Annotated in this window: 20 protein-coding genes; 15 read left to right on the top strand and 5 right to left on the bottom strand. The window is 74.0% G+C overall.

Going from position 1 to position 21738, the window contains the following annotated elements; all coding sequences use genetic code 11:
* Positions 1–25: 25 nt before the first annotated feature.
* The 6 genes from IAG43_RS26955 to IAG43_RS26980 all read left to right on the top strand — a co-directional run bounded on the left by IAG43_RS26955 (position 26) and on the right by IAG43_RS26980 (position 5466).
* Entirely contained in the window at positions 26–319 is a 294-nt protein-coding gene (locus tag IAG43_RS26955) for a DUF6510 family protein (protein ID WP_187743270.1), read from the top strand.
* Positions 320–880: 561 nt separating this feature from the next.
* A complete protein-coding gene (pcaDC, locus tag IAG43_RS26960; RefSeq protein ID WP_187743271.1) occupies positions 881–2164 on the top strand; it encodes a bifunctional 3-oxoadipate enol-lactonase/4-carboxymuconolactone decarboxylase PcaDC in 1284 nt (427 codons plus the stop codon).
* Positions 2165–2357: 193 nt separating this feature from the next.
* Positions 2358–3002 carry an MBL fold metallo-hydrolase gene (locus IAG43_RS26965; protein WP_187743272.1) on the top strand — a complete coding sequence of 215 codons (645 nt, stop codon included), beginning with the start codon at positions 2358–2360 and terminating at the stop codon, positions 3000–3002.
* 225 nt (positions 3003–3227) lie between these two features.
* Entirely contained in the window at positions 3228–4007 is a 780-nt protein-coding gene (locus tag IAG43_RS26970; RefSeq protein WP_187743273.1) for an exodeoxyribonuclease III, read from the top strand.
* A 58-nt stretch (positions 4008–4065) separates the two neighbouring features.
* On the top strand, positions 4066–4518 hold the full coding sequence (locus tag IAG43_RS26975; RefSeq protein ID WP_187743274.1) for a DUF6278 family protein: 453 nt from the start codon (positions 4066–4068) through the stop codon (positions 4516–4518).
* A 204-nt stretch (positions 4519–4722) separates the two neighbouring features.
* Positions 4723–5466 carry an amino acid ABC transporter ATP-binding protein gene (locus tag IAG43_RS26980; protein ID WP_187743275.1) on the top strand — a complete coding sequence of 248 codons (744 nt, stop codon included), beginning with the start codon at positions 4723–4725 and terminating at the stop codon, positions 5464–5466.
* 479 nt (positions 5467–5945) lie between these two features.
* Here IAG43_RS26980 and IAG43_RS26985 read toward each other — a convergent pair whose 3' ends face one another.
* The gene (locus IAG43_RS26985; RefSeq protein WP_187743276.1) at positions 5946–6692 is read right to left on the bottom strand and encodes a hypothetical protein; all 747 of its coding nucleotides are present in this window, start codon (positions 6690–6692) and stop codon (positions 5946–5948) included.
* 115 nt (positions 6693–6807) lie between these two features.
* On the opposite strand from IAG43_RS26985, the gene ggt reads away from it, so the two are divergent.
* Together ggt and IAG43_RS26995 are read left to right on the top strand one after the other, a co-directional pair.
* Positions 6808–8622 carry a gamma-glutamyltransferase gene (ggt, locus tag IAG43_RS26990; RefSeq protein WP_187743277.1) on the top strand — a complete coding sequence of 605 codons (1815 nt, stop codon included), beginning with the start codon at positions 6808–6810 and terminating at the stop codon, positions 8620–8622.
* Between the two features lie 198 nt (positions 8623–8820).
* Entirely contained in the window at positions 8821–9567 is a 747-nt protein-coding gene (locus IAG43_RS26995) for a glycoside hydrolase family 75 protein (protein ID WP_246574575.1), read from the top strand.
* Positions 9568–9615: 48 nt separating this feature from the next.
* Here the strand turns inward: IAG43_RS26995 and IAG43_RS27000 are convergent, their stop codons facing one another.
* Positions 9616–11445 (bottom strand): RICIN domain-containing protein, encoded by a 1830-nt coding sequence (locus IAG43_RS27000; RefSeq protein WP_187743278.1) that lies wholly within the window; start codon positions 11443–11445, stop codon positions 9616–9618.
* 67 nt (positions 11446–11512) lie between these two features.
* Positions 11513–12229, bottom strand: coding sequence for a hypothetical protein (locus tag IAG43_RS27005; RefSeq protein ID WP_187743279.1), 717 nt, complete (start codon positions 12227–12229; stop codon positions 11513–11515).
* 291 nt (positions 12230–12520) lie between these two features.
* Here IAG43_RS27005 and IAG43_RS27010 point away from each other — a divergent pair, with 291 nt between their 5' ends.
* Together IAG43_RS27010 and IAG43_RS27015 are read left to right on the top strand one after the other, a co-directional pair.
* Positions 12521–13615, top strand: coding sequence for a hypothetical protein (locus IAG43_RS27010; RefSeq protein ID WP_187743280.1), 1095 nt, complete (start codon positions 12521–12523; stop codon positions 13613–13615).
* 39 nt (positions 13616–13654) lie between these two features.
* The gene (locus IAG43_RS27015; protein WP_187743281.1) at positions 13655–14131 is read left to right on the top strand and encodes a hypothetical protein; all 477 of its coding nucleotides are present in this window, start codon (positions 13655–13657) and stop codon (positions 14129–14131) included.
* Between the two features lie 99 nt (positions 14132–14230).
* Here the strand turns inward: IAG43_RS27015 and IAG43_RS27020 are convergent, their stop codons facing one another.
* Entirely contained in the window at positions 14231–15751 is a 1521-nt protein-coding gene (locus IAG43_RS27020) for an RICIN domain-containing protein (RefSeq protein WP_187743282.1), read from the bottom strand.
* A 302-nt stretch (positions 15752–16053) separates the two neighbouring features.
* Positions 16054–16821 carry a type I methionyl aminopeptidase gene (map, locus tag IAG43_RS27025; RefSeq protein ID WP_187743283.1) on the bottom strand — a complete coding sequence of 256 codons (768 nt, stop codon included), beginning with the start codon at positions 16819–16821 and terminating at the stop codon, positions 16054–16056.
* Between the two features lie 64 nt (positions 16822–16885).
* Between map and IAG43_RS27030 the strand changes: the two genes are divergently transcribed.
* From IAG43_RS27030 to IAG43_RS27050, 5 genes are all read left to right on the top strand, one after another.
* On the top strand, positions 16886–17161 hold the full coding sequence (locus IAG43_RS27030) for a helix-turn-helix domain-containing protein (protein WP_187743284.1): 276 nt from the start codon (positions 16886–16888) through the stop codon (positions 17159–17161).
* 10 nt (positions 17162–17171) lie between these two features.
* Positions 17172–17552, top strand: a complete 381-nt coding sequence (locus tag IAG43_RS27035; protein WP_187743285.1) for a PPOX class F420-dependent oxidoreductase — start codon at positions 17172–17174, stop codon at positions 17550–17552.
* Positions 17553–17633: 81 nt separating this feature from the next.
* On the top strand, positions 17634–19370 hold the full coding sequence (locus IAG43_RS27040; RefSeq protein WP_425508622.1) for a hypothetical protein: 1737 nt from the start codon (positions 17634–17636) through the stop codon (positions 19368–19370).
* A gap of 246 nt (positions 19371–19616) precedes the next feature.
* Positions 19617–20459 carry a nitrilase-related carbon-nitrogen hydrolase gene (locus IAG43_RS27045; RefSeq protein ID WP_187743287.1) on the top strand — a complete coding sequence of 281 codons (843 nt, stop codon included), beginning with the start codon at positions 19617–19619 and terminating at the stop codon, positions 20457–20459.
* A complete protein-coding gene (locus tag IAG43_RS27050; RefSeq protein WP_187743288.1) occupies positions 20456–21736 on the top strand; it encodes an aspartate aminotransferase family protein in 1281 nt (426 codons plus the stop codon). The genes IAG43_RS27045 and IAG43_RS27050 overlap by 4 nt, the downstream gene beginning before the upstream one ends.
* The last annotated feature ends 2 nt before the right edge of the window (positions 21737–21738 follow it).

Consider the following 21738-nt stretch of genomic DNA (forward strand, 5'->3'; position numbering starts at 1 on the left):
CGACCGCACGGTGAGGAGCCCCGCCATGAACGAGCACGACGAGCACCCCCTCCACCTCGACGGCAACGCCCTGGCCGGCCCGCTCGGAGAGGTCTTCCTGGTCGACCCGACCACCGCCTGGCGCAGATGCCCGTCCTGCCTCCGGCCCTCCACCCTGGCCGAGTTGCACGTCTACGGCCCCGAACCCGGCCTGACCGCCCGCTGCCCGGGATGCGCCGCCGTCGCCCTGCGGGTGGTCACCCAGCCCGGGCACCTCTGGCTCCAACTGGGCGGCGGCGCGGGTGCCTTCCGCTTCTCCCGTCCCCGCATCATGCCGTGAACCGCCCGGCCGGCGCGGCGTGAACCGCCCGGCTGGCACCGACGTGGGGCGACCGTGGGACCGGCGCCGCCGGACGTGGGAGCGGCACCGCCGGCCCCACGGCCGCGGCAGCACGGGCGAGGGCTGTCCCGGATCGCGCTCGGGCGGGTGGAACATATCCGTGCGAAAGCTGCCGGAAGCGGCATGTGAAGCCGGATGCCGCAGATCTTTGCGAGGCCGCCACATTGTGGCGCGGCCCGCGCGGCGGTGCGCCGGAACGGCGGGTCCCGGCCGGTTTGTCCGCTGTCCCGGTGGGGTGCGCGGCGCCCCGGGCGGCGGCGACGGGACGGCCCCGCGCCCCGGGTCCGCTCCCCCCACCAGCGGCGGAGCCCCGGCGCCGGGAGAACGGCAACGGGCGCGAGCGGCACGGCGGTTGCCCGCTCACCGGACCGGCGCGCATGCCCTCGGGGCCCGTCCGGGGCGGACCGGTGACGGTGCCGTGAGGGGCGACCCGTTAGGTTGGCACCGGGCAGGCGGGCACCGGCCGTGTGCGGCCCCGTGAGGGATGAGAGGGTCTGACGGGTGAGCGAGATACCACCGAACACCCTGCAATACCGCGTCGACGGGCCGGACGACGCCCCCGTCCTGGTCCTCGGACCCTCCCTCGGGACCACCTGGCACATGTGGGACCGCCAGATCGCCGAACTCGCCGAGCGGTGGCGGCTGATCCGGTTCGACCTGCCCGGCCACGGCGGAGCCCCCGCCCGCCCCGCCGGGTCCGTCACGGAGCTGGCCGAACGGCTGCTGGCCACCCTCGACGGCCTCGGCGTGCGGCGCTTCGGATACGCGGGCTGCTCCATCGGCGGCGCCGTCGGACTCGAACTCGCCCTGCGCCACCCCCACCGGGTCGCCTCGCTCGCCCTGGTCGCCGCCTCGCCCCGCTTCGGCACCGCCGACGAGTTCCGCCAGCGCGGCGTCGTCGTGCGCACCAACGGCCTCGACCCCATGGCGCGCAGCGCGCCGGAGCGCTGGTTCACCGCCGGCTTCGCCGCCGCGCAGCCCGCGATCGTCGAGTGGGCGGTGCAGATGGTGCGCACCACCGACCCCGGCTGCTACATCGCCGCCTGCGAGGCGCTGGCCGCCTTCGACGTCCGGGCGGACCTCGGGCGCGTCGGCGTGCCCACCCTGGTGCTCGTGGGCTCCGAGGACCAGGTGACCGGCCCCGCCGAGGCCCGCACGCTGGTCGCCGGGATACCCGACGCACGCCTCGCGCTCGTCCCCGGCGCCTCGCACCTCGCCCCCGTCGAGCAGCCCGCCGCCGTCACGGACCTGCTCGCCCACCACTTCGCCACCTCCTGGCACGACACCCTCACCGCGGTCCCCGTCATCCAGAGCGCCGCGCCGGCCACCTCGGCGCCCGTGCTGCCGGTGGCCGAGATCGCGCCCGCCGCGCCCGAGCAGCCGCAGCAGACGCCCGCCGGCCGGCCCGACCCCTACGACATGGGCATGAAGATCCGCCGGGAAGTGCTCGGCGACGCCCACGTGGACCGGGCGACGGACACCGCCGACGCCTTCACCGGCGACTTCCAGGAGCTGGTCACGCGCTACGCCTGGGGTGACGTCTGGTCCCGGGAGGGCCTGGACCGCCGGACCCGCAGCTGCGTCACGCTGACCGCGCTGCTGGCCGGCGGCCATCTCGACGACCTCGCCGTCCACACCCGCGCCGCGCTCCGCAACGGACTGACACCGGCCGAGATCCGGGAGGTGTTCCTGCACGCCGCGGTCTACTGCGGCGTCCCCGCGGCGAACGCGGCGTTCCGTGTCGCCCAGGCCGTGATCCGTGAGGAGACCACCCCCCGCGCGTAGCGGGAGACCCCCCGGGCGTGCCGCGGGCGGGACGGCCGGACCCTCCGGCGCGTGGCGGCCCTCCGGCGTGCTGCGGGCGGCCCCGCGGCGCGTGGCGGGCAGCCCTCCGGCGCGTGGCGGCCCTCGGAGTGCGACAGCCGGACCCTCCGGCGCGTGGCGCAGGACCGCTCCCGCCGCGTAGCAGGATGGACGCATGAGGATCGTCAAGCAGACCCACGCCTGTGTCCGGCTGGAGAAGGACGGGCGCACGCTCGTCATCGACCCCGGCGGTTTCAGCGAGCAGGACGCCGCCGCCGGGGCCGACGTCCTGCTCGTCACCCACGAGCACCCCGACCATTTCGACGAGGGACGGCTGCGGGCGGCGCTGGAGGCGAACCCGGCCGCCGAGCTGTGGACCCTGCGCAGCGTCGCGGAACGGATGGCGCCCGCGTTCGCGGGCCGGGTGCACACCGTCGGCGACGGCGACGCCTTCGAGGCGGCGGGCTTCGCCGTCGAGGTGCACGGGCAGCTGCACGCCGTGATCCACCCGGACATCCCGCGGATCACGAACGTGGGCTACTTCGTCGACGGCGCCGTCTTCCACCCCGGCGACGCGCTCACCGTCCCCGGCCGGCCGGTCGAGACCCTGATGCTGCCGGTGCACGCGCCCTGGAACAAGATCTCCGAGGTCATCGACTACGTGCGCGAGGTCGCGCCCCGCCGGGCCATCGACATCCACGACGCCCTGCTCACCGATCTGGCCCGGCCGATCTACGACCGGCAGATCGGCGCGCTCGGCGGAGCCGACCACGGCCGGCTCGCCCCGGGGGAGTCCCGCGAGCTCGGCGGCCCCGCCTGACCGTCCCGCACGACCGGTACCGCCGCACCGGCGTGCGCCCCTGCGCACGGCGCGGGTCCGCACCTCCCGCCCCGCTTCCGCACCCGCCGTCCCGCCTCCGCGGCACCCCCGCCGGCGGTGCCGCGGCTCCCCGCCCCGCCACCGGGGGCGGGGAGGCCCGGCGGGCGGTGGCGGGGCCGCCGCGCGGAGGGCGGGAGTGTCCGACCCCGCCAGTAGGCTTGCGCCATGCGCATCGCCACATGGAACGTCAACTCGATCACCGCCCGGCTGCCCCGGCTGCTGGCCTGGCTGGAGAGCAGCGGCACGGACGTGCTCTGCGTCCAGGAGACCAAGTGCACCGAGGAGCAGTTCCCGGCCGACGCCCTGCGGGAGCTGGGTTACGAGTCCGCCGTCCACGCGACCGGCCGGTGGAACGGCGTGGCGATCGTGTCCCGCGTGGGCCTCGACGACGTGGTCAAGGGTCTGCCCGGCGGTCCGGAGTACGAGGGCGCCCTGGAGCCCCGCGCCGTCTCGGCGACCTGCGGCCCCGCCCGCGTCTGGTCCGTCTACGTACCGAACGGCCGGGAGGTCGCCCACGACCACTACGGCTACAAGCTCCACTGGCTGGAGGCGCTGTCCGCCGCCGTCGCCGGGGACGCCGCCGGCGACCGGCCGTTCGCGGTGATGGGCGACTACAACATCGCCCCCACCGACGACGACGTGTGGGACACCGCCGCCTTCGAGGGCCTCACCCACGTCACCGTGCCCGAGCGCGCCGCGCTCGCCGCGCTGCGCGAGCGCGGGCTGAGCGACGTCGTCCCGCGCCCGCTGAAGTACGACCACCCCTTCACGTACTGGGACTACCGGCAGCTGTGCTTCCCGAAGAACCGGGGCATGCGCATCGACCTCGTCTACGGCAACGCGGCGTTCACCGGTGCCGTCAAGGACAGTTACGTCGACCGCGAGGAGCGGAAGGGCAAGGGCGCGTCGGACCACGCACCGGTCGTTGTCGACCTGGACACGTAGGGTTCACCGGAGCGCGCCCTGTGGTGCACCGGGCGGTGGGGATGCGAGGCTGAACGGTATGAACATCCCTTTCTTGGACAACTGGCTCAGGCGCCACGCCGATGACGGGGAGCGCGACGGGCCCGTCACGGCCCAGGACGGCGACCCCGAGCGCGCCGAGGCGATCACCGAGCTGCTGTCCGAGTGCGAGCTGCTGCGGGCGCGTGCCAAGCAGGCCGGGCTCGAACTGGACGATTCCCCGGGGTCGTTGTCGGCGCTCGACCAGCTGCCGCCGCGCTGGCGCGACGACCCCGAGGAACTCCCCTGGCTGGGCAACGACGCCGGCCTCTACCTGGGCACCGTGATCGTGCGCACCGTCCCGGGAGCGGCCTGGCACATCTGGCCCGGCGGCCACCCGGTCGTCCGGCTGGCGTCGGGCCGCGAGATCGGCGTGGTGGAGGCCGGCCTGGACTGGGCGGTCAACGGCGCACCCGAGCTCTCCCACGTGTACGCGGAGGCCGCCGAGGCGTGAGCGCCCGGTGGCCGTCCGCGGTGCGGGGCTGAGCGCCCGGGGCCCGCGGGGCGCGCGTCCGGTCCCTCCGGGGCCGGACGGGGAGCGGGGATATTCTCGCCTCATACGCCTTATCCGCCCCTTATGCGTGTCGGCTGCGAAGTGCCTTTCCCGCCTGGATAGTTTGCGATCACCGCGACACAGCGACCAGGGGCAGGGCAGTGTATGGCCGTCGATCCGTTGATCGAGCTGCGTGACGTCAACAAGCACTTCGGACAGTTGCACGTCCTCAAGGACATCGACCTCACCGTCGGCCGCGGCGAGGTGGTGGTGGTCATCGGGCCGTCCGGCTCGGGGAAGTCCACCCTGTGCCGTGCCGTCAACGGCCTGGAGGACGTCGAGTCCGGCACGATCCTGATCGACGGCCGGCCGCTGCCCCCGGAGGGCCGTGAACTCGCCCGGCTGCGCGCCGACGTCGGCATGGTCTTCCAGTCGTTCAACCTCTTCGCCCACCGGACGGTGCTGTCGAACGTCGCCCTCGGACCGGTCAAGGTCCGCGGCCGCGCGAAGGCCGACGCCGAGCGCCGGGCCCGCGAACTGCTCGACCGGGTCGGCCTCGCCGACCAGGCGGACAAGTACCCCGCGCAGCTGTCCGGCGGCCAGCAGCAGCGCGTCGCCATCGCCCGGGCGCTCGCGATGGACCCCAAGGTCATGCTCTTCGACGAGCCGACGTCCGCACTCGACCCGGAGATGATCAACGAGGTGCTGGAAGTGATGCAGGGGCTCGCCGCCGAGGGCATGACGATGATCGTGGTCACCCACGAGATGGGCTTCGCCCGCTCGGCGGCCAACCGCGTGGTCTTCATGGCGGACGGCCGCATCGTCGAGGACCGCTCCCCGGACGACTTCTTCACCCGCCCGGAGAGCGACCGGGCCAAGGACTTCCTCTCCAAGATCCTCAAGCACTGAGGGGGACGTCCATGCCGCTCACGAGGTGTCCGTTACCGTCCGCCCGCCTGCCGTGCGCGAAGCGGACTACGATGTGCCGTTCATCCCCGTGGTGATGGTGCGGCCGCCCCCGGTCCCCCCGACAGGGGGACAGAAGGGGCAGCAGCTCATGGGGCATCGCCCTTCCCTGCCCGGAGCAGGGACCGGAGGCAGCCGGTGATCACTCCCCGTGCGGCGGACCCGTCCGAACGACGGTCCGCCCGCCGGCGAGGAGAAGGTCAGCTGCCGACCGGACGGGTTGTGCTCGATGCAGGCCGGCACACGGTGCACCACCGGCCGGCTTGCCGAGGCCGAGCGGGCCCCGCGCCGTCGATTCGGACGGCGTGGGGCGCCGCTCTCCTTGGCGCACTCCGGGGGCGCGCATGAGCGCGTACCGCGGGGGTGCGTGCGCCGGTCCGCCCGTACCGCGAGGGGTACGTGCGGCGCCCGGCGCGCGCGTGTCAGGCGGACGCGGCGCGGTGCGAGGCGCGCGCGCCGGGCAGCTCCGTCTGCGCCTGCCGGGTCACGTCCGCGACGAGCTCGACCACGTCGGGGCCGTACGCCTGGGAGTTGACCACCTTCAGCAGCAGCACGAACGAGCCGGTCCCGTGCTTGCGTGCCAGCTTCTCGTGGTGGCGGGCCAGATAGCGGGTGGCGGCCTGATTGGTGATGGCGCGCTGACCGCAGAAGAGGAAGACGGGCCGGGTGTCCTGACCGCTCGTCAGCCGGGCGAGCAGCACGTACTCGGTCGTCCCGGGCTCCATCCGGTAGCGCTCCGAGCCGATCTGGAACGCGCCCTGGTCGGGTCCCGGCTCGGCGTCCGTGTTCATCGTCACCCCGGGCAGCAGCGAGTGCAGATGGGCGGCCATCCGCCGGTTCGACACCGGCCCGCCGACGCAGAACTCGGTGCGCTCGCCGAAGCCCTGCTGGGCTATGTCGTGCCAGATGATCTGGGCATGGGCGCCGCAGCCCTTGACCAGAGCCGAGAGTTCGAGCAGCGCGAACACGTCGAACCGGTGCACCGAACCGTCCCGGCCCGCCTCGCGGTTGACTACCAGCACACACTCCGAGTTCGCCGGCAGCCCGAAGAACGCCTGCTTGCGGCGGAGTCTGCGCCGCCACAGATGGGTGCGCGCGAGCCAGCCGATCGCGGCGCTGATGCCCGCGGCCACCACGCCGAGCACGATGTTGCGTACGTCGTCAGTCATGGGGGCGCATGGTAGCGGTGCCGCTCGACACCGGCCCGAAGCGGGCCGTGCGGTCCTGACGCCCCCGGGGCCGCGACGTTACGCTGCGCGGACCCGTCCACACTGGAGGTAACGCATGCGCCGTCCCGCCGTACGGACCGTGGCGGTACCGGCCGTTCTCGCGGCCGTTCTCTCGATCGGCGCGGCGGCGCCACCGACCCACGCGCCGGCGGCGCGGGCGGACGGACCGGCGAAGACCCCCGTGGCGGTCGGCCACGGCGGCGCGGTCGCCAGCGTCGACCGGGACGCCTCCGCCGCGGGCATCGAGGTGCTGCGCCGCGGCGGCAACGCGGTGGACGCAGCCGTCGCCACCGCGGCCGCCCTCGGGGTCACCGAGCCGTACTCCGCCGGCATCGGGGGCGGCGGCTACTTCGTCTACTACGACGCCGCCTCCCGCACCGTGCACACGGTCGACGGCCGCGAGACGGCACCCCGTTCGGCCGACTCCTCGCTGTTCGTCGAGAACGGCAGGGCCATCCCGTTCGACGAGGCGATGACCTCCGGGCGTTCGGTCGGCACCCCGGGCACCCCGGCCACCTGGCGGACCGTCCTCGACGCCTGGGGCAGCCGGCCCCTCGCGCGGCTGCTGGAGCCCGCCGAGCGCCTCGCCGAGCACGGCTTCACCGTCGACCCGACCTTCCGCTCCCAGACCGAGGCCAACCGGGACCGTTTCGCGGACTTCCCCGCCAGCGCCGAACTCTTCCTGCCGGGAGGCGAACTGCCCGTCGTGGGCACCGCCTTCCGCAACCCGGACCTGGCACGCACCTACCGCGAGCTCGGCCGCCACGGCGTGGGCGCCCTGTACCGCGGCCCGCTCGCCGACGACATCGTCCGCACCGTCCAGGACCCGCCCGTGGCCCCCGGGTCCGACCGGGTGGTCCGCTCCGGCGGCCTCACCCGCCGCGACCTGACGTCCTACGCGACGATCCGGCGCGCACCCGCCAAGGTCTCCTACCGCGGCCTGGACGTCTACGGGATGGCGCCCTCGTCGTCGGGCGGCACGACCGTCGGCGAGGCGCTCAACATCCTGGAGCGGTACGACCTCTCCCGCGCGGACCGCGCCGCGTACCTGCACCGGTTCATCGAGGCGAGCCGGGTCGCCTTCGCGGACCGGGGGCGCTGGGTCGGCGACCCGGCCTTCGAGGACGTCCCCGCGGACGGCCTGCTGTCCCAGCGGTTCGCGGACGCGCGCGCCTGCCTGATCAAGGACGACGCGGTCCTCACCAGCCCGCTGGCGCCCGGGGACCCGCGCCGGCCCGCGCCCTGCGGCACGGGCGGACGCGCGGCGCCCACCACCTACGAGGGGGAGAACACCACGCATCTGACGACCGCCGACAAGTGGGGCAACGTCGTCGCCTACACGCTGACCATCGAGTCGACCGGCGGCAGCGGCATCACCGTGCCCGGGCGCGGCTTCCTGCTCAACAACGAGCTGACCGACTTCTCGTTCACGCCCGCCGACCCGGCGGTCCACGACCCGAACCTGCCCGGACCGGGGAAGCGCCCGCGGTCGTCCATGTCGCCGACGATCGTCCTGGACCGGTACGACCGGCCGGTGGTGGCACTCGGATCGCCCGGCGGCGCGACGATCATCACCACGGTGATCCAGACCCTGACGGGGCATCTGGACCGTGGCCTGCCCCTCGTCGACGCCATCGCCGCCCCGCGCGCCAGCCAGCGCAACCAGGCCACCACCGAACTCGAACCGGGCCTGTGGGGCGACGCCGCACTGCGCGCACGGCTGGAGGGCATCGGCCACGGCTTCCGCCTGAACCCGGAGATCGGAGCGGCCACCGGCATCCAGCGGCTGCCCGACGGCCGGCTGCTGGCCGCGGCGGAGAAGGTGCGCCGGGGCGGCGGCTCGGCGATGGTCGTCCGCCCGGCGGACTGACGCGGCGCCACCCCGGGGCGGCGGGACCGGCACGGTCCCGCCGCCCCGGGGGCGGCCGGGGCCGGCGGTCCGTGCGGCCCGCGGGCCATGACGGCCTGTCACCTGCACGTTCCGCGGGCGCCTCACCCGTCCGGCGGCCGTCGCGGAGGGGGCCGGGGCGGTCGCGGGTAGGGAGCCCTGCGACAGAAAGGCTCCCTCGTGCGCAAGCGAAACCCCGTCCTGGCCATGGCCGCCGGATGTGCCGTCATCACCGCCGCGGCGCTGCCCGCCGCAGCGGACACCCCGGCCGCCGCCCCTTCGCGGACGGCCCCGGCCGCCGCCGCGGCCCGGTCGGAGGGAAACATCCCGGCCGACCGCCTGCTGGCAGCGCTGGGCGACTGCCGCCAGATCTCCCAGGGCAGGTACCGCACCGACCGCGGGGCGCCCGCGGACGTCCCCGTATGCGAGCGGGGCGGCGTCGTGCACTGGCGGGCGGACCTCGACATCGACTGCGACGGGGTGCCCACGGCCCAGTGCAACAGCCGCACCGACAAGTGGTTCCAGCCCACGACGGCCTTCCAGCAGTCCGACGGACGGCATCTCGACGCGGCGAAGCTGCCGTTCGTCGTGGTGCCCGGCGCGAGCGGCCTCTGGAACTACTGGGCCTCCGGCATCCGGGGCGGGACCGTCGCCGCGATGGTGTACCGGGACCGGGTCGTCTACGGGGTCGTGGGGGACACCGGCCCGGTCGGCATCATCGGCGAGGCGTCCTACGCGGCGGCGAAGGCGCTCGGCATCGACCCGCACCCGACGACGGGCGGTGCCCCCTCGGGCGTCACCTACATCCTGTTCACCGGCGCCCGGGCCCAGCCGATCGAGAGCCACGCCGCCGCGGTCTCCCTCGGCGAGGCGCACGCGGCCCGCCTCGTCGCCGGGGCGGCGCCGGACGCGGGCGCGGCGGGCTGAGAGCCGGTGACGCCGGCCGCCCGGCACCGGGCGGCCGGCGTCACACGACTACCGGGTCCGGAAGCGGCGGAAGAGGTTGCGGGCCACGTACACGCCCGGACCGCCGAAGCCGACGATGTCGAGGCGTCCGTCGCCTGTCACGTCGGCCAGGAAGCGCGGATGGCGGTCCGCCCGCCAGGCGCCCGCCGCGTCGTCGTGCCCGAATCCGCGGCACACCAGCCGCGCCTGTTCGAAGCCGCCGTCCTCGCGCGCGTGCGACACCCACACGCCTTCGTCGCCGAAGCCGACGATGCCGACCCGGCCGTCGCCGGTGACATCGGCGAGCAGGCGGAGGTGCCTGTCCCCCGACCATCCCTGGGCGGCGCCGAAGTCGTTCAGCACCAGCCGCGGGGACTCGAACGTGCCGTCCCCGCGCCCGCGTGCGACGACGACGCCCTGCGGGCCGAAGCCGACGAGGTCGATGGGGCCCCCCGGTGCCGTGGGGACGAGGAACCGGGGGTGTGCCCGGGCCGATTCCCACCCCTGGTCGACCCCGAAGCCGTCGAGGACGTACCAGGGGTCGGTGAAGGTGCCGTCCTCGTTCCGGTGCGAGACCCACACGCCGTCGTCGTGGCAGCCGACGATGTCGAGGAGCCCGTCGCCGGTGGTGTCGGCGAGGAAGCGCGGATGGCGGTCGGCCCGCCAGGCGCCCGCCTTCTCGTCGTGCCCGAACGCCCTGACGACGGGTTCGTCGGCGGGGGGCGCGAACGTGCCGTCCTCGTTCTGGTGCGAGACCCGGACGCCGTCGTCGTGGCAGCCGACGATGTCGAGGCGTCCGTCGCCGGTGGTGTCGGCGAGGAAGCGCGGATGGCGGTCGGCCCGCCAGGCGCCGGCGCCCGGCCCGTGGCCGAACGCCGTGAGCACGAGCTTGCCGCCCGCGGGCGCGAAGGCTCCCTCCTCGTCCTGGGACGACACCCGGACACCGTCGGCCGCGAGCACGACGAGAGCGGGCCGGCCGTCGTCCGAAAGGTTCGCGACGGTCCACAGGTCCGCGGCATGCGGCGAGGGCACGGGCCGGTGCAGGACCCGCTCCTCGTCCTCGAACGTCCCGTCGCCCCGGCCCGAGGACGTCACCAGCCCCTTGGCCGGTGTGAGCGCGACGATGTCCGTCCGCCCCGTCCCCGTGACGTCGGCGAACAGCCGGGCACCGGGCCCGGCCCAACCGTTCGCAGGGCCGCCGGGCGGCAGGGCGGCCTCCTCGCTCCGCCATCCTCCGGCCTCCTGATCGCTCCCGTACCTGTCGAGCACCCGCAGCAGGTCGCTGAAGGAAGGGTCGGCACCGGGCACCGGCCGCAGCGCTGCCGAGCGGACCAGCGGCCAGGACCGCCGGCCGTTCCAGTGGTCCCGGGCCGCCCAGGTCAGCACCGGGCCCCCGACACGCTCGGGTTCCGCCGTGACGAAGCGCCACCGCTGGCTCTCCGCGTTGTCGTCGTAGGCGCGCAGCACGACCCGGGTGTCCTCCGCCCCCGGGGCGGCCAGGTCGAGGACGCAGCCGTCGGCCCCTTCGACGAAGAAGAGGCCGGCCTCGCCGTCGACGGGGACGATCTGCCACTGCTGCGCCTTGCTGCGGGCGGCCGGGGTCCACTGGCGGACGCCCCGGTCCGCGGCGGCCGGATCGTCGAGCACCTTGCCGCCGGCGGCGTTGCGGATCACGTACGCCTGTGCACCGTCGGCGGCCGGCAGGGGACTGAGCCGCCACTGCTCCGGCCCCGGCCCGCCGGCGGGGAAGCGGCGGACGACGAGGGCTCCGTCCGCGCTCGGGGCGGACCTGGAGCCCAGGGCCTCCCCCGTGGCGGCGTTGACGATCTCCAGCTTCAGTTCTTCCGTGGGCACGGGCATCGGGCTGCCTCTTCCGGGCGGTGGGGACGTGGACTCGACGGGAGCGGGGCCGGGTGATGACGGCCGGTCAGGTGAAGACGTGGTGGTAGGGGACGTTCCACTCACTGGGGAGCCGCGGGTAGAAGGTGTTGATGACCGTGCCGGTGAAGTCCCCGCCCCAGTTGTAGGTGACGCGCACCTCGCCGTCGGCCGTCACCGTGTGGTCCTTGAACCCGAGGATCGTGTCGGGGTGGGTGATGGGGACGAAGGTGATCCCGCCCCACGGCGTGACGGTGACCACCCAGAGCTGGGTGTCCTCCGGTGCGCCGTTCTTCCCGCGCCACTTGTCGCCGACCTTCCCCGGGAGGCCGACCTGGACGGTGTCGGCCGTGCTCCGGGGCGCGTCCTGGTGGACGGTGACGCGCCGCCGCTGCGGCCTGGGACTGCCGTCGTCGCCCCGCCCCGCGTCGGCGGCGGCCGTGCCCGCGGACGGTGGGACCTGGCCGGCGGCGCTCTCGAGGAGGTACAGCGGCCGCTGTCCGAAGAAGCCGGCGGGGGTGATGTACCAGAGGTGCCCCTGTGCCTCCTTGGTGGCCGGGTCGAGCGCGGTGGCCAGCTTCACCCCCTTGTCATGGCTCTCCTCCTTCAGCTCGGCGGGCCGGAGGTAGCCGCCGTTGAAGGCGTGGACGAGCATGACCGGGCGGTTCTCGACCAGCGCCGCCACGATCGCGTTGTCGTAGCTGTTCACCGCGACCGGGCCGCCGACCACGAGATTGGCCGTCGCCGTGCGTTCCTGGGTGTACATGGAGGAGTCCCCTGTCCGTGGAATACCGATAAACGTGTCGCCCGAATGTGCTGACGCGGCCGCGACGGAATGGTCCGCATGGAATTCCGCGACCCGGCGGCCATCGGCCCCAACGTAACGGCGGACCGCGCGTGCCGGAATGCCCGGCGATCATTGTCACTCGATTGAGCGCTTGGGGACGACGCGTCTTCCCGGCTCCGGGAGCCCGTGCTAGCTTCGCATTCCGCGGCGCCCGCTTTCCTGCCCGCATTCATCGGCCCGCTATTCAGTCGACTCGATCGAGGACGGAAAATGCCTCCCCACGCGTACAGCCTGGTACAGGCCAAGCGTCAGCCTCTGACCAAGAGGAACCTTCGGGAGCTCGACATCGAACAGACCTGGCAGACCATCCTGGACCACCCGGATCTGGTCTTCGTCGACGACTACGGAGCGAAGCACAAGCCAGTCGGATTCTCCGTGAACAAATCGAGCTTCGGTGATTTCCCGGGCACCGCATTCCAGCGGGGCTGGATTGCGTACATGAATCTGGGAGAGCCTTTGATCGAGGTGCGCGGAAATATCGGCCAGCCCCCGCCGGACACGTTTTCCTCACGTACGTACGTCAATCGCAGCCAGTCCGAGATGACGTTCACCGACTCGATCGATTTCAGTGTCTCCAACGGAGTCACCTGGTCGCTCAACGGGGATGCGAAGCTCACGTTCGGCGGCAGCGTCGGGGCGTCACTCCAACTGCAGCTGCAGAACCAGCTCCGCCTGGATCTCCAGTCCCAGCTCCAGGCCCAGAGCCAGAACGAGATGGCGAACAGGAACACGACCACCGTCACCAACAAGAACAGCAAGGACAGCGTCGGGGTGGACAACGCCCAGGCCACCGAGACGTCCACGCGGAACGCCGCGTCGAGCACCGCGTCCAACGCCATGACGAACTCGGTGGGCTTCACGACCACCGGCAGCGCGACCGGCAACGCGTCGCTCAACGCCCAGCTGGCGCTGGGGATCGCGGCGACCGTCGGCGGTTCCCTGAGCACCAGCTGGACGTCGAGGTCGCAGATCTCCGGCAAGGTCCCGGCGAACTCCCGTGTGCAGACCGTCGTCAGCCAGCGGCGCACCCGTCGGCAGTACACCTACGAGATCCCGGTCGCCTTCTCCGGTCTCGTGGCGGTGAACTACGCCGTGCCGGTCACCGTCCTGTCCCCGCCGCAGTCCGGGACCTACCCCGGCCTCGACCGGCTGGTCGCCCGGGACATCGGCGACATCGGCCTGTCGCCGGGAGGCTTCCGCATGAAGGGCCTGGCCGAGGTCGTCTCCGCCCTCGAGGTCCATCACGCGCTGCTCGACGGCGAGGACCTGACCGTCCAGCAGCAGACGCTGTACAAGCAGCCCTGACCCCGCGGCACTGCCGCACCGACGACAGAGGTGACGACCATGGTGTTCCACAACATCTTCGACTCCGCGGGCAAGGGAGCGGGGCTGTTCTCCGTCACGACCGACGGCACGAAGCCGCGGCCGGGGGAGGACGTCGACTTCGAGGACGCCGACGAGACCACGTACGACGACACGAGCACCAGCCTGTTCAGCAGCGCGATCCACGGTGCCTCGTACCGGGCGAAGACCGTGCAGGAGCAGTCGCCCGAGGCCCGTGCCGTCCTGGGCTTCCTCGGGTCCTTCATCCAGGTGACGCAGGCGAGCGCCGGAGCGCAGGCCCGGTACGCCCAGGACCCCGGTTCGGTCTCCGGCGCGGCCTCCGCCGGCATGCGCGAGGCGAGCGCCACGGTGAAGGGGCAAGACGACCTCCGGAAGGACGAGGACCTGGCGAGCCGGCCGGCGAAGAGCGACTTCGGCAAACCCCCGAAGACGCCGGAGACCCCCAAGGCCCCCGACCCCGCGGGCGAGGACCGCTGAGGTCGCGCGTCCGGATCAGAGCGGACCGGTGAGCGGGGGCCTCCCCACGCCGAGCCGGGCCCGGGCCCGGGGGCGTCCGGCCCCCGGGCCCCTCGCGGCTCACACGGGGAGCAGTTGCCACTGCCGGTCGCGGTGGTCGCCCTCGGCCCTGCCCTGCCGGATCACGGTGCGGGCGTTGCCGTCGACCCGCAGGAGCAGGCCGCTCCCGCCGTTCGCGATCTCGTAGACCCCCGGGGTGCCGTTCGCGGCCACCGGAATCAGCCTCCAGTGCTGATGGCGCGCGTCCCTGCCCGCGTACGCCCGCTGTGCGACCGCCGGACCGGCCGGCTCCCACGACGCGTCGGCGGCCTCCAGAACCTTGCCGCTGCGCACGTTCTCGAACCGGTAGAGGACCTCGCCGCCGTCGTGGCCGGACGCGACCAGGCGCCACCGCTGATGGTCCCGGGGCACGGCCAGCAACTGGTGGATCTCGGCTCCGTCCCTGGTCGACTCCCGCAGGACGGACATCCGCAGTCTGCTGCGCAGGTTGGCCCAGGAGACCACGGTGCCCGACTCGGGCAGCCCGGCCATTCTCGGCGACGCGATCCGCCGGACGCGGTTGTTGAGGTGGTCGGCGATGTGGAGAGCGTCGACGCAGTCCACGGCGAGGCCGTACAGGTTGCTCAGCTGCGCCTCGGCGGCCGGCCCCTCGTCGCCGGCGAAGCCGGTGGTGCCGGTGCCCGCGGCGGTGCCGATCGTGCCGTCGGCCGCCACCGTCCTGACCCGGAAGTTGCGGTGGTCGGCGATGTGCAGGGCGCCGGTGGAGTCCACGGCCACCCCCAGCGGGAGGTTGAGGCGGGCGGCGGTGGCCGGGCCGCCGTCGCCGGCGAAGCCCGCGGTGCCGTCGCCCGCGACCGTGCTGATCGTGCCGTCGGCCGCGATCTTCCGGATCCGGTGGTTCTCGGCGTCGGCGACGTAGAGCGCGCCCGCGCCGTCCACGTCGACCGAGTACGGGCGGTTCAGCAGCGCCGAGGTCGCGGGACCGCCGTCCCCCCGGAACCCCGCGGCGCCGGTCCCGGCCACCGTGCTGATCGTGCCGTCGGCCGCGATCCTCCTGACCCGGTGGTTGTGGTACTCGGCGACGTATACGGCGCCCGTGCCGTCCACCGCCACTCCGAGCGGGAGGTTGAGGCGGGCGGCGGTGGCCGGGCCGCCGTCGCCGGCGAAGCCCGGGGTGCCATTGCCCGCGACGGTGCTGATCGTGCCGTCGGCCGTGATCTTCCTGACCCGGTGGTTGCCCGCGTCGACGACGTACAGCGTGCCGGAGCCGTCCACGGCCAGCTCCCGCGGGCAGTTCAGCTGCGCGGCGAGAGCCGGGCCGTTGTCCCCCCGGAACCCCGCGACGCCGGTCCCGGCGACCGTGGAGATCCTGCCGTCGGTCGTGATGCTGCGGATCCGGTGATTGCTGTAGTCGGAGAAGTAGAGCGTGCCCATGCCGTCCACGGCGACCGCGTAGGGGCGGTTCAGCTGGGCCGCCGGGGCGGGGCCGCCGTCGCCGGCGAACCCCGTCGCCCCGGTGCCCGCCACCGTTCTGATCCAAGGCTTCGCGTCCTCGTCCGCGCGCTCCCGGTCCACCGTCATGCCGCACTCCTTGCCCCGAGATGGTCGACTCCGCCCGCCCGGAGGCGGGTCGTACGGCGGATCCTCCCGCCGTCCCGTGGCCCCGGAAACGTGAACGCGTGTCGGGAGCGGCATGTCGGACAGGCCGTGCCGGAGGGCAGATTGGTTTCCTCTCCGTGGATGCACGCCCCGCCGTGCGGCGCGGCTCGGGGAAAGCAGGCCGAGAGGGGGTCACCCACACGAGGAGCCGTCCCGCCCCGCGGCCGAACCCGGCGTCGGGGACAGGACGGACACCGCCCGCCGGTGCGCCCGCGGCGGGGCCCTCAGAGCGCGGTCAGGATCCGGGGGCCGTCCGCGGTGACGGCGACGGTGTGCTCGGCGTGGGCGGCGCGGCTGCCGTCGTTGGTGCGCAGCGTCCAGCCGTCGCGGGCCGTGTGGAAGTCGTCGCCGCCCCCGGCGATGACCATCGGTTCGATGGCGAGGACCAGGCCGTGCCGCAGCGGCATGCCCCGGCCCGGGCGGCCCTCGTTGGGCACGCCCGGGTCCTCGTGCATCTGCCGCCCGATGCCGTGGCCGCCGAAGCCGTCCGGGATGCCGTATCCCGCGGCCCGGCACACGCGCCCCACGGCGTGGGCGATGTCGCCGATCCGGTTGCCGACCACGGCGGCCGCGATCCCGGCGGCGAGGGCCTCCTCGGCGGTCCGGATGAGGCGGGTGTCGGCGGGGCGCGCCCGGCCGACCGTGAACGTCACCGCCGAGTCGCCGGCCCATCCGTCCAGCACCGCACCGCAGTCGAGGCTCACCACGTCGCCGTCGCGCAGCCGCAGGTCGCCCGGGACGCCGTGCACGATCGCGTCGTTGACGGACGCGCAGAGCACGGCGGGGAAGGGCACGGGCGCCCAGTCGGGGTGGTACCCGAGGAAGGGCGACGTGGCGCCCGCCTCGTCGAGCACCGCGCGGGCCGCCGCGTCCAGTTCCCGCAGGGACACCCCCACCGCGGCGGCCTCCCGGGCCGCCTTCAGGGCACGGGCCACGACCCGGCCCGCTTCGCGCATCGCGTCGATGGACGCGTCTGTCTTGATCTCCACCATGCCAATTACTATACCGGTCCTCCCGGTATTAAAATACCGCCCACCGCGGGATTAGAATAACGGCATGGTCCGCACCCCTCTCACTCCCGAAGAGCACGAACGCGGCGAGCGCCTGGGCCGCCTGCTGCGCGAGGCGCGCGGCGGCCGCAGCATGACGGAGATCGCCGCCGTCGCGGGCCTCTCCGCCGAGACGCTGCGCAAGATCGAGACGGGCCGCGCGCCCACGCCCGCGTTCTTCACCGTGGCCGCCCTCGCCGGAGCGCTCGGCCTGTCGATGGACGACCTCGTCACCCGCTGCGCGCCGGTACCCGCGCCGGGGGCGGGGGAGCGGGCCGCGTAGCCTCTGCGGCATGAGCGCAGAGAGCTTCGCCGCGGCCCGCTACATCAGCCTCACCACCTACCGCAGGAACGGCACCCCGGTGGCGACGCCGGTCTGGTTCGCCGTCGACGGGGGCGAGGTGTACGTCTGGACCCGCTCCGACTCCTGGAAGGTCAAGCGCCTGCGCAACGACAGCCGGGTGCAGGTCACCGTCTGCGACGCGCGCGGCAGGATCGAGGAGGGCGCCCCCACGGCGGCGGGCACGGCGCGGCTGATCGGGCCGGACGGGATGCGCGGCGTGCGCAGGCTGCTCGCCCGCAAGTACACCTGGCAGTTCTGGCTCGTGGACTGGCCCGCGACCGTCGCCCGGCTGGGCAAGCGGCCGCACACCGGCATCGTCGTCACGTTCTGAAAACAGCGCGTAGTCATGCCGTAACACGCGTGCGGTCGAATGCCTTCCGGTTGTTCCCCCGACTGGCAGGTGGCGATGACGGTGCATCGACTTCCTTACGCGGCAGGGGAGTTCGCGCAGTACCTCACGGAGCTCTGCGGCCGGATCGACCGCACTGACGGCTGGTACGCGATCTTCCGGCAGCGTGACCCCGACGGCCTGCGCGCCTGCCTCGACGGTGTCGAGATCCCGCCCTGGGACGTCGTCGAGTCCCTCCTCCACGATCTCGCCGCCGCGACCGGGGCCGTCTACGCGGAACAGGAGGCGGCCCGCGCCCGCGCCCTCCACACGGCCGCGGCGACGGCGCACGACCGGCTGGAAGGCGGGCACGAGGCGCTGCGGGAGCGGCTCGAACTGATGCGCCGTGAGGAGGCGTACGCGAAGAGCCGGGCGCTGGAACTGCTGCGGCTGCTCGCGGCGGAGCCCGAACGCGGCCCCGGGACCGAACACCTCACCCATGAACTGGCCTGGAACCGCGACGACCACGCCAGGGCCATGGCGCGCATCACCGAACTCACCGCCCGCCTGGACCGCCTGCGCGCCGTCCGGCCTCCGGACCCCGCGTGGCCGCCGGGCCGGGACGCCGCGGGAGCGGGCCGTTCGGCCACGGCGGGGGACACCATCGTGGTCGCGGACACCGCCGGCGCTCCCTCGGGTGCCGGGGCGCGCCGAGCGCCGGCGGGCGCCGCGGCGGCGCCGCACCCGGCCGGAGTCCTGCCGGACGCCGGCCAGGCGCCGGGCCCCGCCCGGGAGCCCGACCGCCCGGCCCCACGGCACCCCGCCGCGCCCCACGACCCCGCCGCGCCGCAGGGCCTCGCGGCGTCGGGCCTCGCCGACCGGACGCGCCTCGCGGGCGACGCACACCTCGGAGGCGGCGCACACCTGGCAGGCCACGCGCCCCTCGTCAGCCACGCGCCTCACGAAGCCGCACGGCACCCCGCCGCCGCCCAGGCCCAGGCGCCCGCCCCCGCCCCCGCCCGGGAGCCCGCCGCCCCGCGGGGTGCCGTCGGCGCGGTGGGCACCACGGTCGGCGACCCGGCGCGGGAGGCGAAGCGGGCGAAGGAGGCCGCCAGGGCCGCCAAGCGGCCCAGACGCGGAGGCGCGCGGTTCGCCGGTGTCGAGGACGACGACGGCGGGCCGGTCGCCGTCCCCCTCCTGCCCGTCGCCGACGACACCCCGCGCGGCGCCCGCTACGGCGGCGCCCCCGTGAACGGCGTCCCGGTCGCGGCCCCCGCACCCGACCCGGCGGGCGCGGTGCAGGCGGCACGCGAGACGGTGGCCGCCCTCGGCCGCCTGCGTGCCGAGGGGCGCGGGGGAGAGGCGCATGTCGTGCTCTGCGAGGCCGCGGCCCGCCCGGGGACCTGGCTGCCCGCGCTGGCGGCCGAACTCGACCGCTCCGGGCTCGGCGCGGACCGGGCCACCCTGTTGTGGGAGGTCGCCTCGCAGCCTGCCGCCCGGGTGGCCGCCGCGGCGGACGCGCTCGCGCTCGCGGGCCGCGACGACGACTGCCGCCTGCTGCTCCGGCAAGGCGTCGCCCGTCCCGCCGGGGAGATCGCCGACACCGTGATGGCACTGGAGGACGAGGGCATGGCGCCCCGGGCCGGCGCGCTGCTCGCGGCCTACGTCGAGGTGCGCAGCGCGGAGGAGACGGCCCGGGTCGCCGAACGCGATCCGTTCCGCCTCGTCCCGCGGCTGCTGGCGGCCGCCCGAGCCGTCTCCCCGTCCCGCGAACGCGATCTGATCCACGCTCTCCGCGTCGCGGGCCACCTCGCCGGCTGACGGTCCCCGAGGCGGCGGACCGTCCCCGAGGGGGGCGGCCCGCCCCGCCCCCTCCCGCGCCGCTCCGCGCAGCCCCCTTCGGGTGGAAATCATTTCGCAATCGACCGCGCGAGTGCGAAACATGATCGACTCTGCGGGTTGACGGCGATGGTCTTGCCCCCGTGTGTGACGCGGCTTACCTTCTCCTCCTACGTATTGCGTCTACGTGCGTAGAGGCTCTCTGGCGTCCCGTCGAAGGAGCAGCTCATGGCCCATGTCGTCCGCGCCGCCCTGGTCCAGGCCACCTGGACCGGCGACACCGAATCCATGATCGCCAAGCATGAGGAGCACGCCCGCGAGGCCGCCCGGCAAGGGGCCAAGGTCATCGGGTTCCAGGAGGTCTTCAACGCCCCGTACTTCTGCCAGGTGCAGGAGCCGGAGCACTACCGCTGGGCCGAGCCCGTCCCGGACGGCCCCACCGTCCGCAGGATGCAGGAACTCGCCCGCGAGACCGGCATGGTGATCGTGGTCCCGGTCTTCGAGGTCGAGGGCGCCGGGTTCTACTACAACACCGCCGCCGTGATCGACGCCGACGGCAGCTACCTCGGCAAGTACCGCAAGCACCACATCCCGCAGGTCAAGGGCTTCTGGGAGAAGTACTACTTCAGGCCGGGCAACGCCGGCTGGCCCGTCTTCGAGACGGCCGTCGGCCGCGTCGGCGTCTACATCTGCTACGACCGGCACTTTCCCGAGGGCTGGCGCCAGCTCGGCCTCGGCGGCGCCCAGCTCGTCTACAACCCGTCGGCCACCCACCGCGGCCTCTCCTCCTACCTGTGGCAGCTGGAGCAGCCGGCGGCTGCCGTCGCCAACGAGTACTACGTGGCGGCCATCAACCGCGTCGGCATCGAGGAGTACGGCGACAACGACTTCTACGGAACCAGCTACTTCGTCGACCCGCGCGGCCAGTTCGTCGGCGACGTCGCCAGCGACAAGGAGGAGGAACTGCTCGTCCGCGACCTCGACTTCGACCTGATCGAGACCGTGCGGCAGCAGTGGGCCTTCTACCGCGACCGCCGCCCCGACGCCTACGAAGGGCTCGTCCAGCCGTGACCGACCTCCACGCCCGCCACAAGGCCGTCCTGCCCGAATGGCTCGCCCTCTACTACGGCCGGCCGCTCGAGATCACCCACGGCGAGGGCCGTCACGTCTGGGACGCCGACGGCAACCGCTACCTGGACTTCTTCGGCGGCATCCTCACCACCATGACCGCCCACGCCCTGCCCGAGGTGACCAAGGCCGTCGCCGAACAGGCCGGTCGGATCATCCACTCCTCGACGCTCTACCTGAACCGCCCCATGGTGGAGCTCGCCGAACGGATCGCCGCGCTCTCCGGCATCCCCGACGCCCGGGTCTTCTTCACCACCTCCGGCACCGAGGCGAACGACACGGCCCTGCTGCTGGCCACCGCGTACCGCCGCTCCAACCAGATCCTCGCGATGCGCAACAGCTACCACGGGCGCTCCTTCTCCGCGGTGTCCGTGACCGGGAACCAGGCGTGGTCCCCCACCAGCCTGTCGCCGCTCCAGACGCTCTACGTGCACGGCGGCGTGCGCACGCGCGGCCCCTACGCCGGTCTCGACGACGCCCGCTTCACCGCGGCGTGCGTCGCCGACCTGGAGGACCTGCTCGGCCACACCCGGGACGCCGCGGCGCTGATCGCCGAACCGGTGCAGGGCGTCGGCGGGTTCACCTCCCCGCCCGACGGGCTCTACGCGGCCTTCCGCGAGGTCCTGGACCGCCACGGCATCCTGTGGATCTCCGACGAGGTGCAGACCGGCTGGGGCCGCACCGGCGAACACTTCTGGGGCTGGCAGGCCCACGCGGAGAACGGCCCGCCGGACATGCTCACCTTCGCCAAGGGCATCGGCAACGGCATGTCGATCGGCGGCGTCGTCGCCCGCGCCGAGATCATGAACTGCCTGGACGCCAACTCCATCTCCACCTTCGGCGGCTCGCCCGTCACCATGGCCGCCGGACTGGCGAACCTCGGGTACCTGCTGGAGCACGACCTCCAGGGCAACGCCCGCCGGGTCGGCGGACTCCTCCTCGAACGGCTCCGCGCCATCGGCGCCGCCGTCCCCGCCGTGCGGGAGGTCCGCGGGCGCGGCCTGATGATCGGCGTCGAACTCGTGAAGCCCGGCACCGACGAGGCCGACCCCAAGGCCGCGGGCAAGGTCCTCGAAGCAGCGCGCGAGGGCGGCCTGCTGATCGGCAAGGGCGGCGGCCACAGCACCAGCGTGCTGCGCATCGCCCCGCCGCTGTCCCTGACCGTCGCCGAGGCCGAAGAGGGCGCGTCCCTCCTGGAACACGCCCTGCGCTCCATCTAGGG

The sequence above is a fragment of the Streptomyces genisteinicus genome, assembly GCF_014489615.1.
Lineage (GTDB): Bacteria > Actinomycetota > Actinomycetes > Streptomycetales > Streptomycetaceae > Streptomyces > Streptomyces genisteinicus.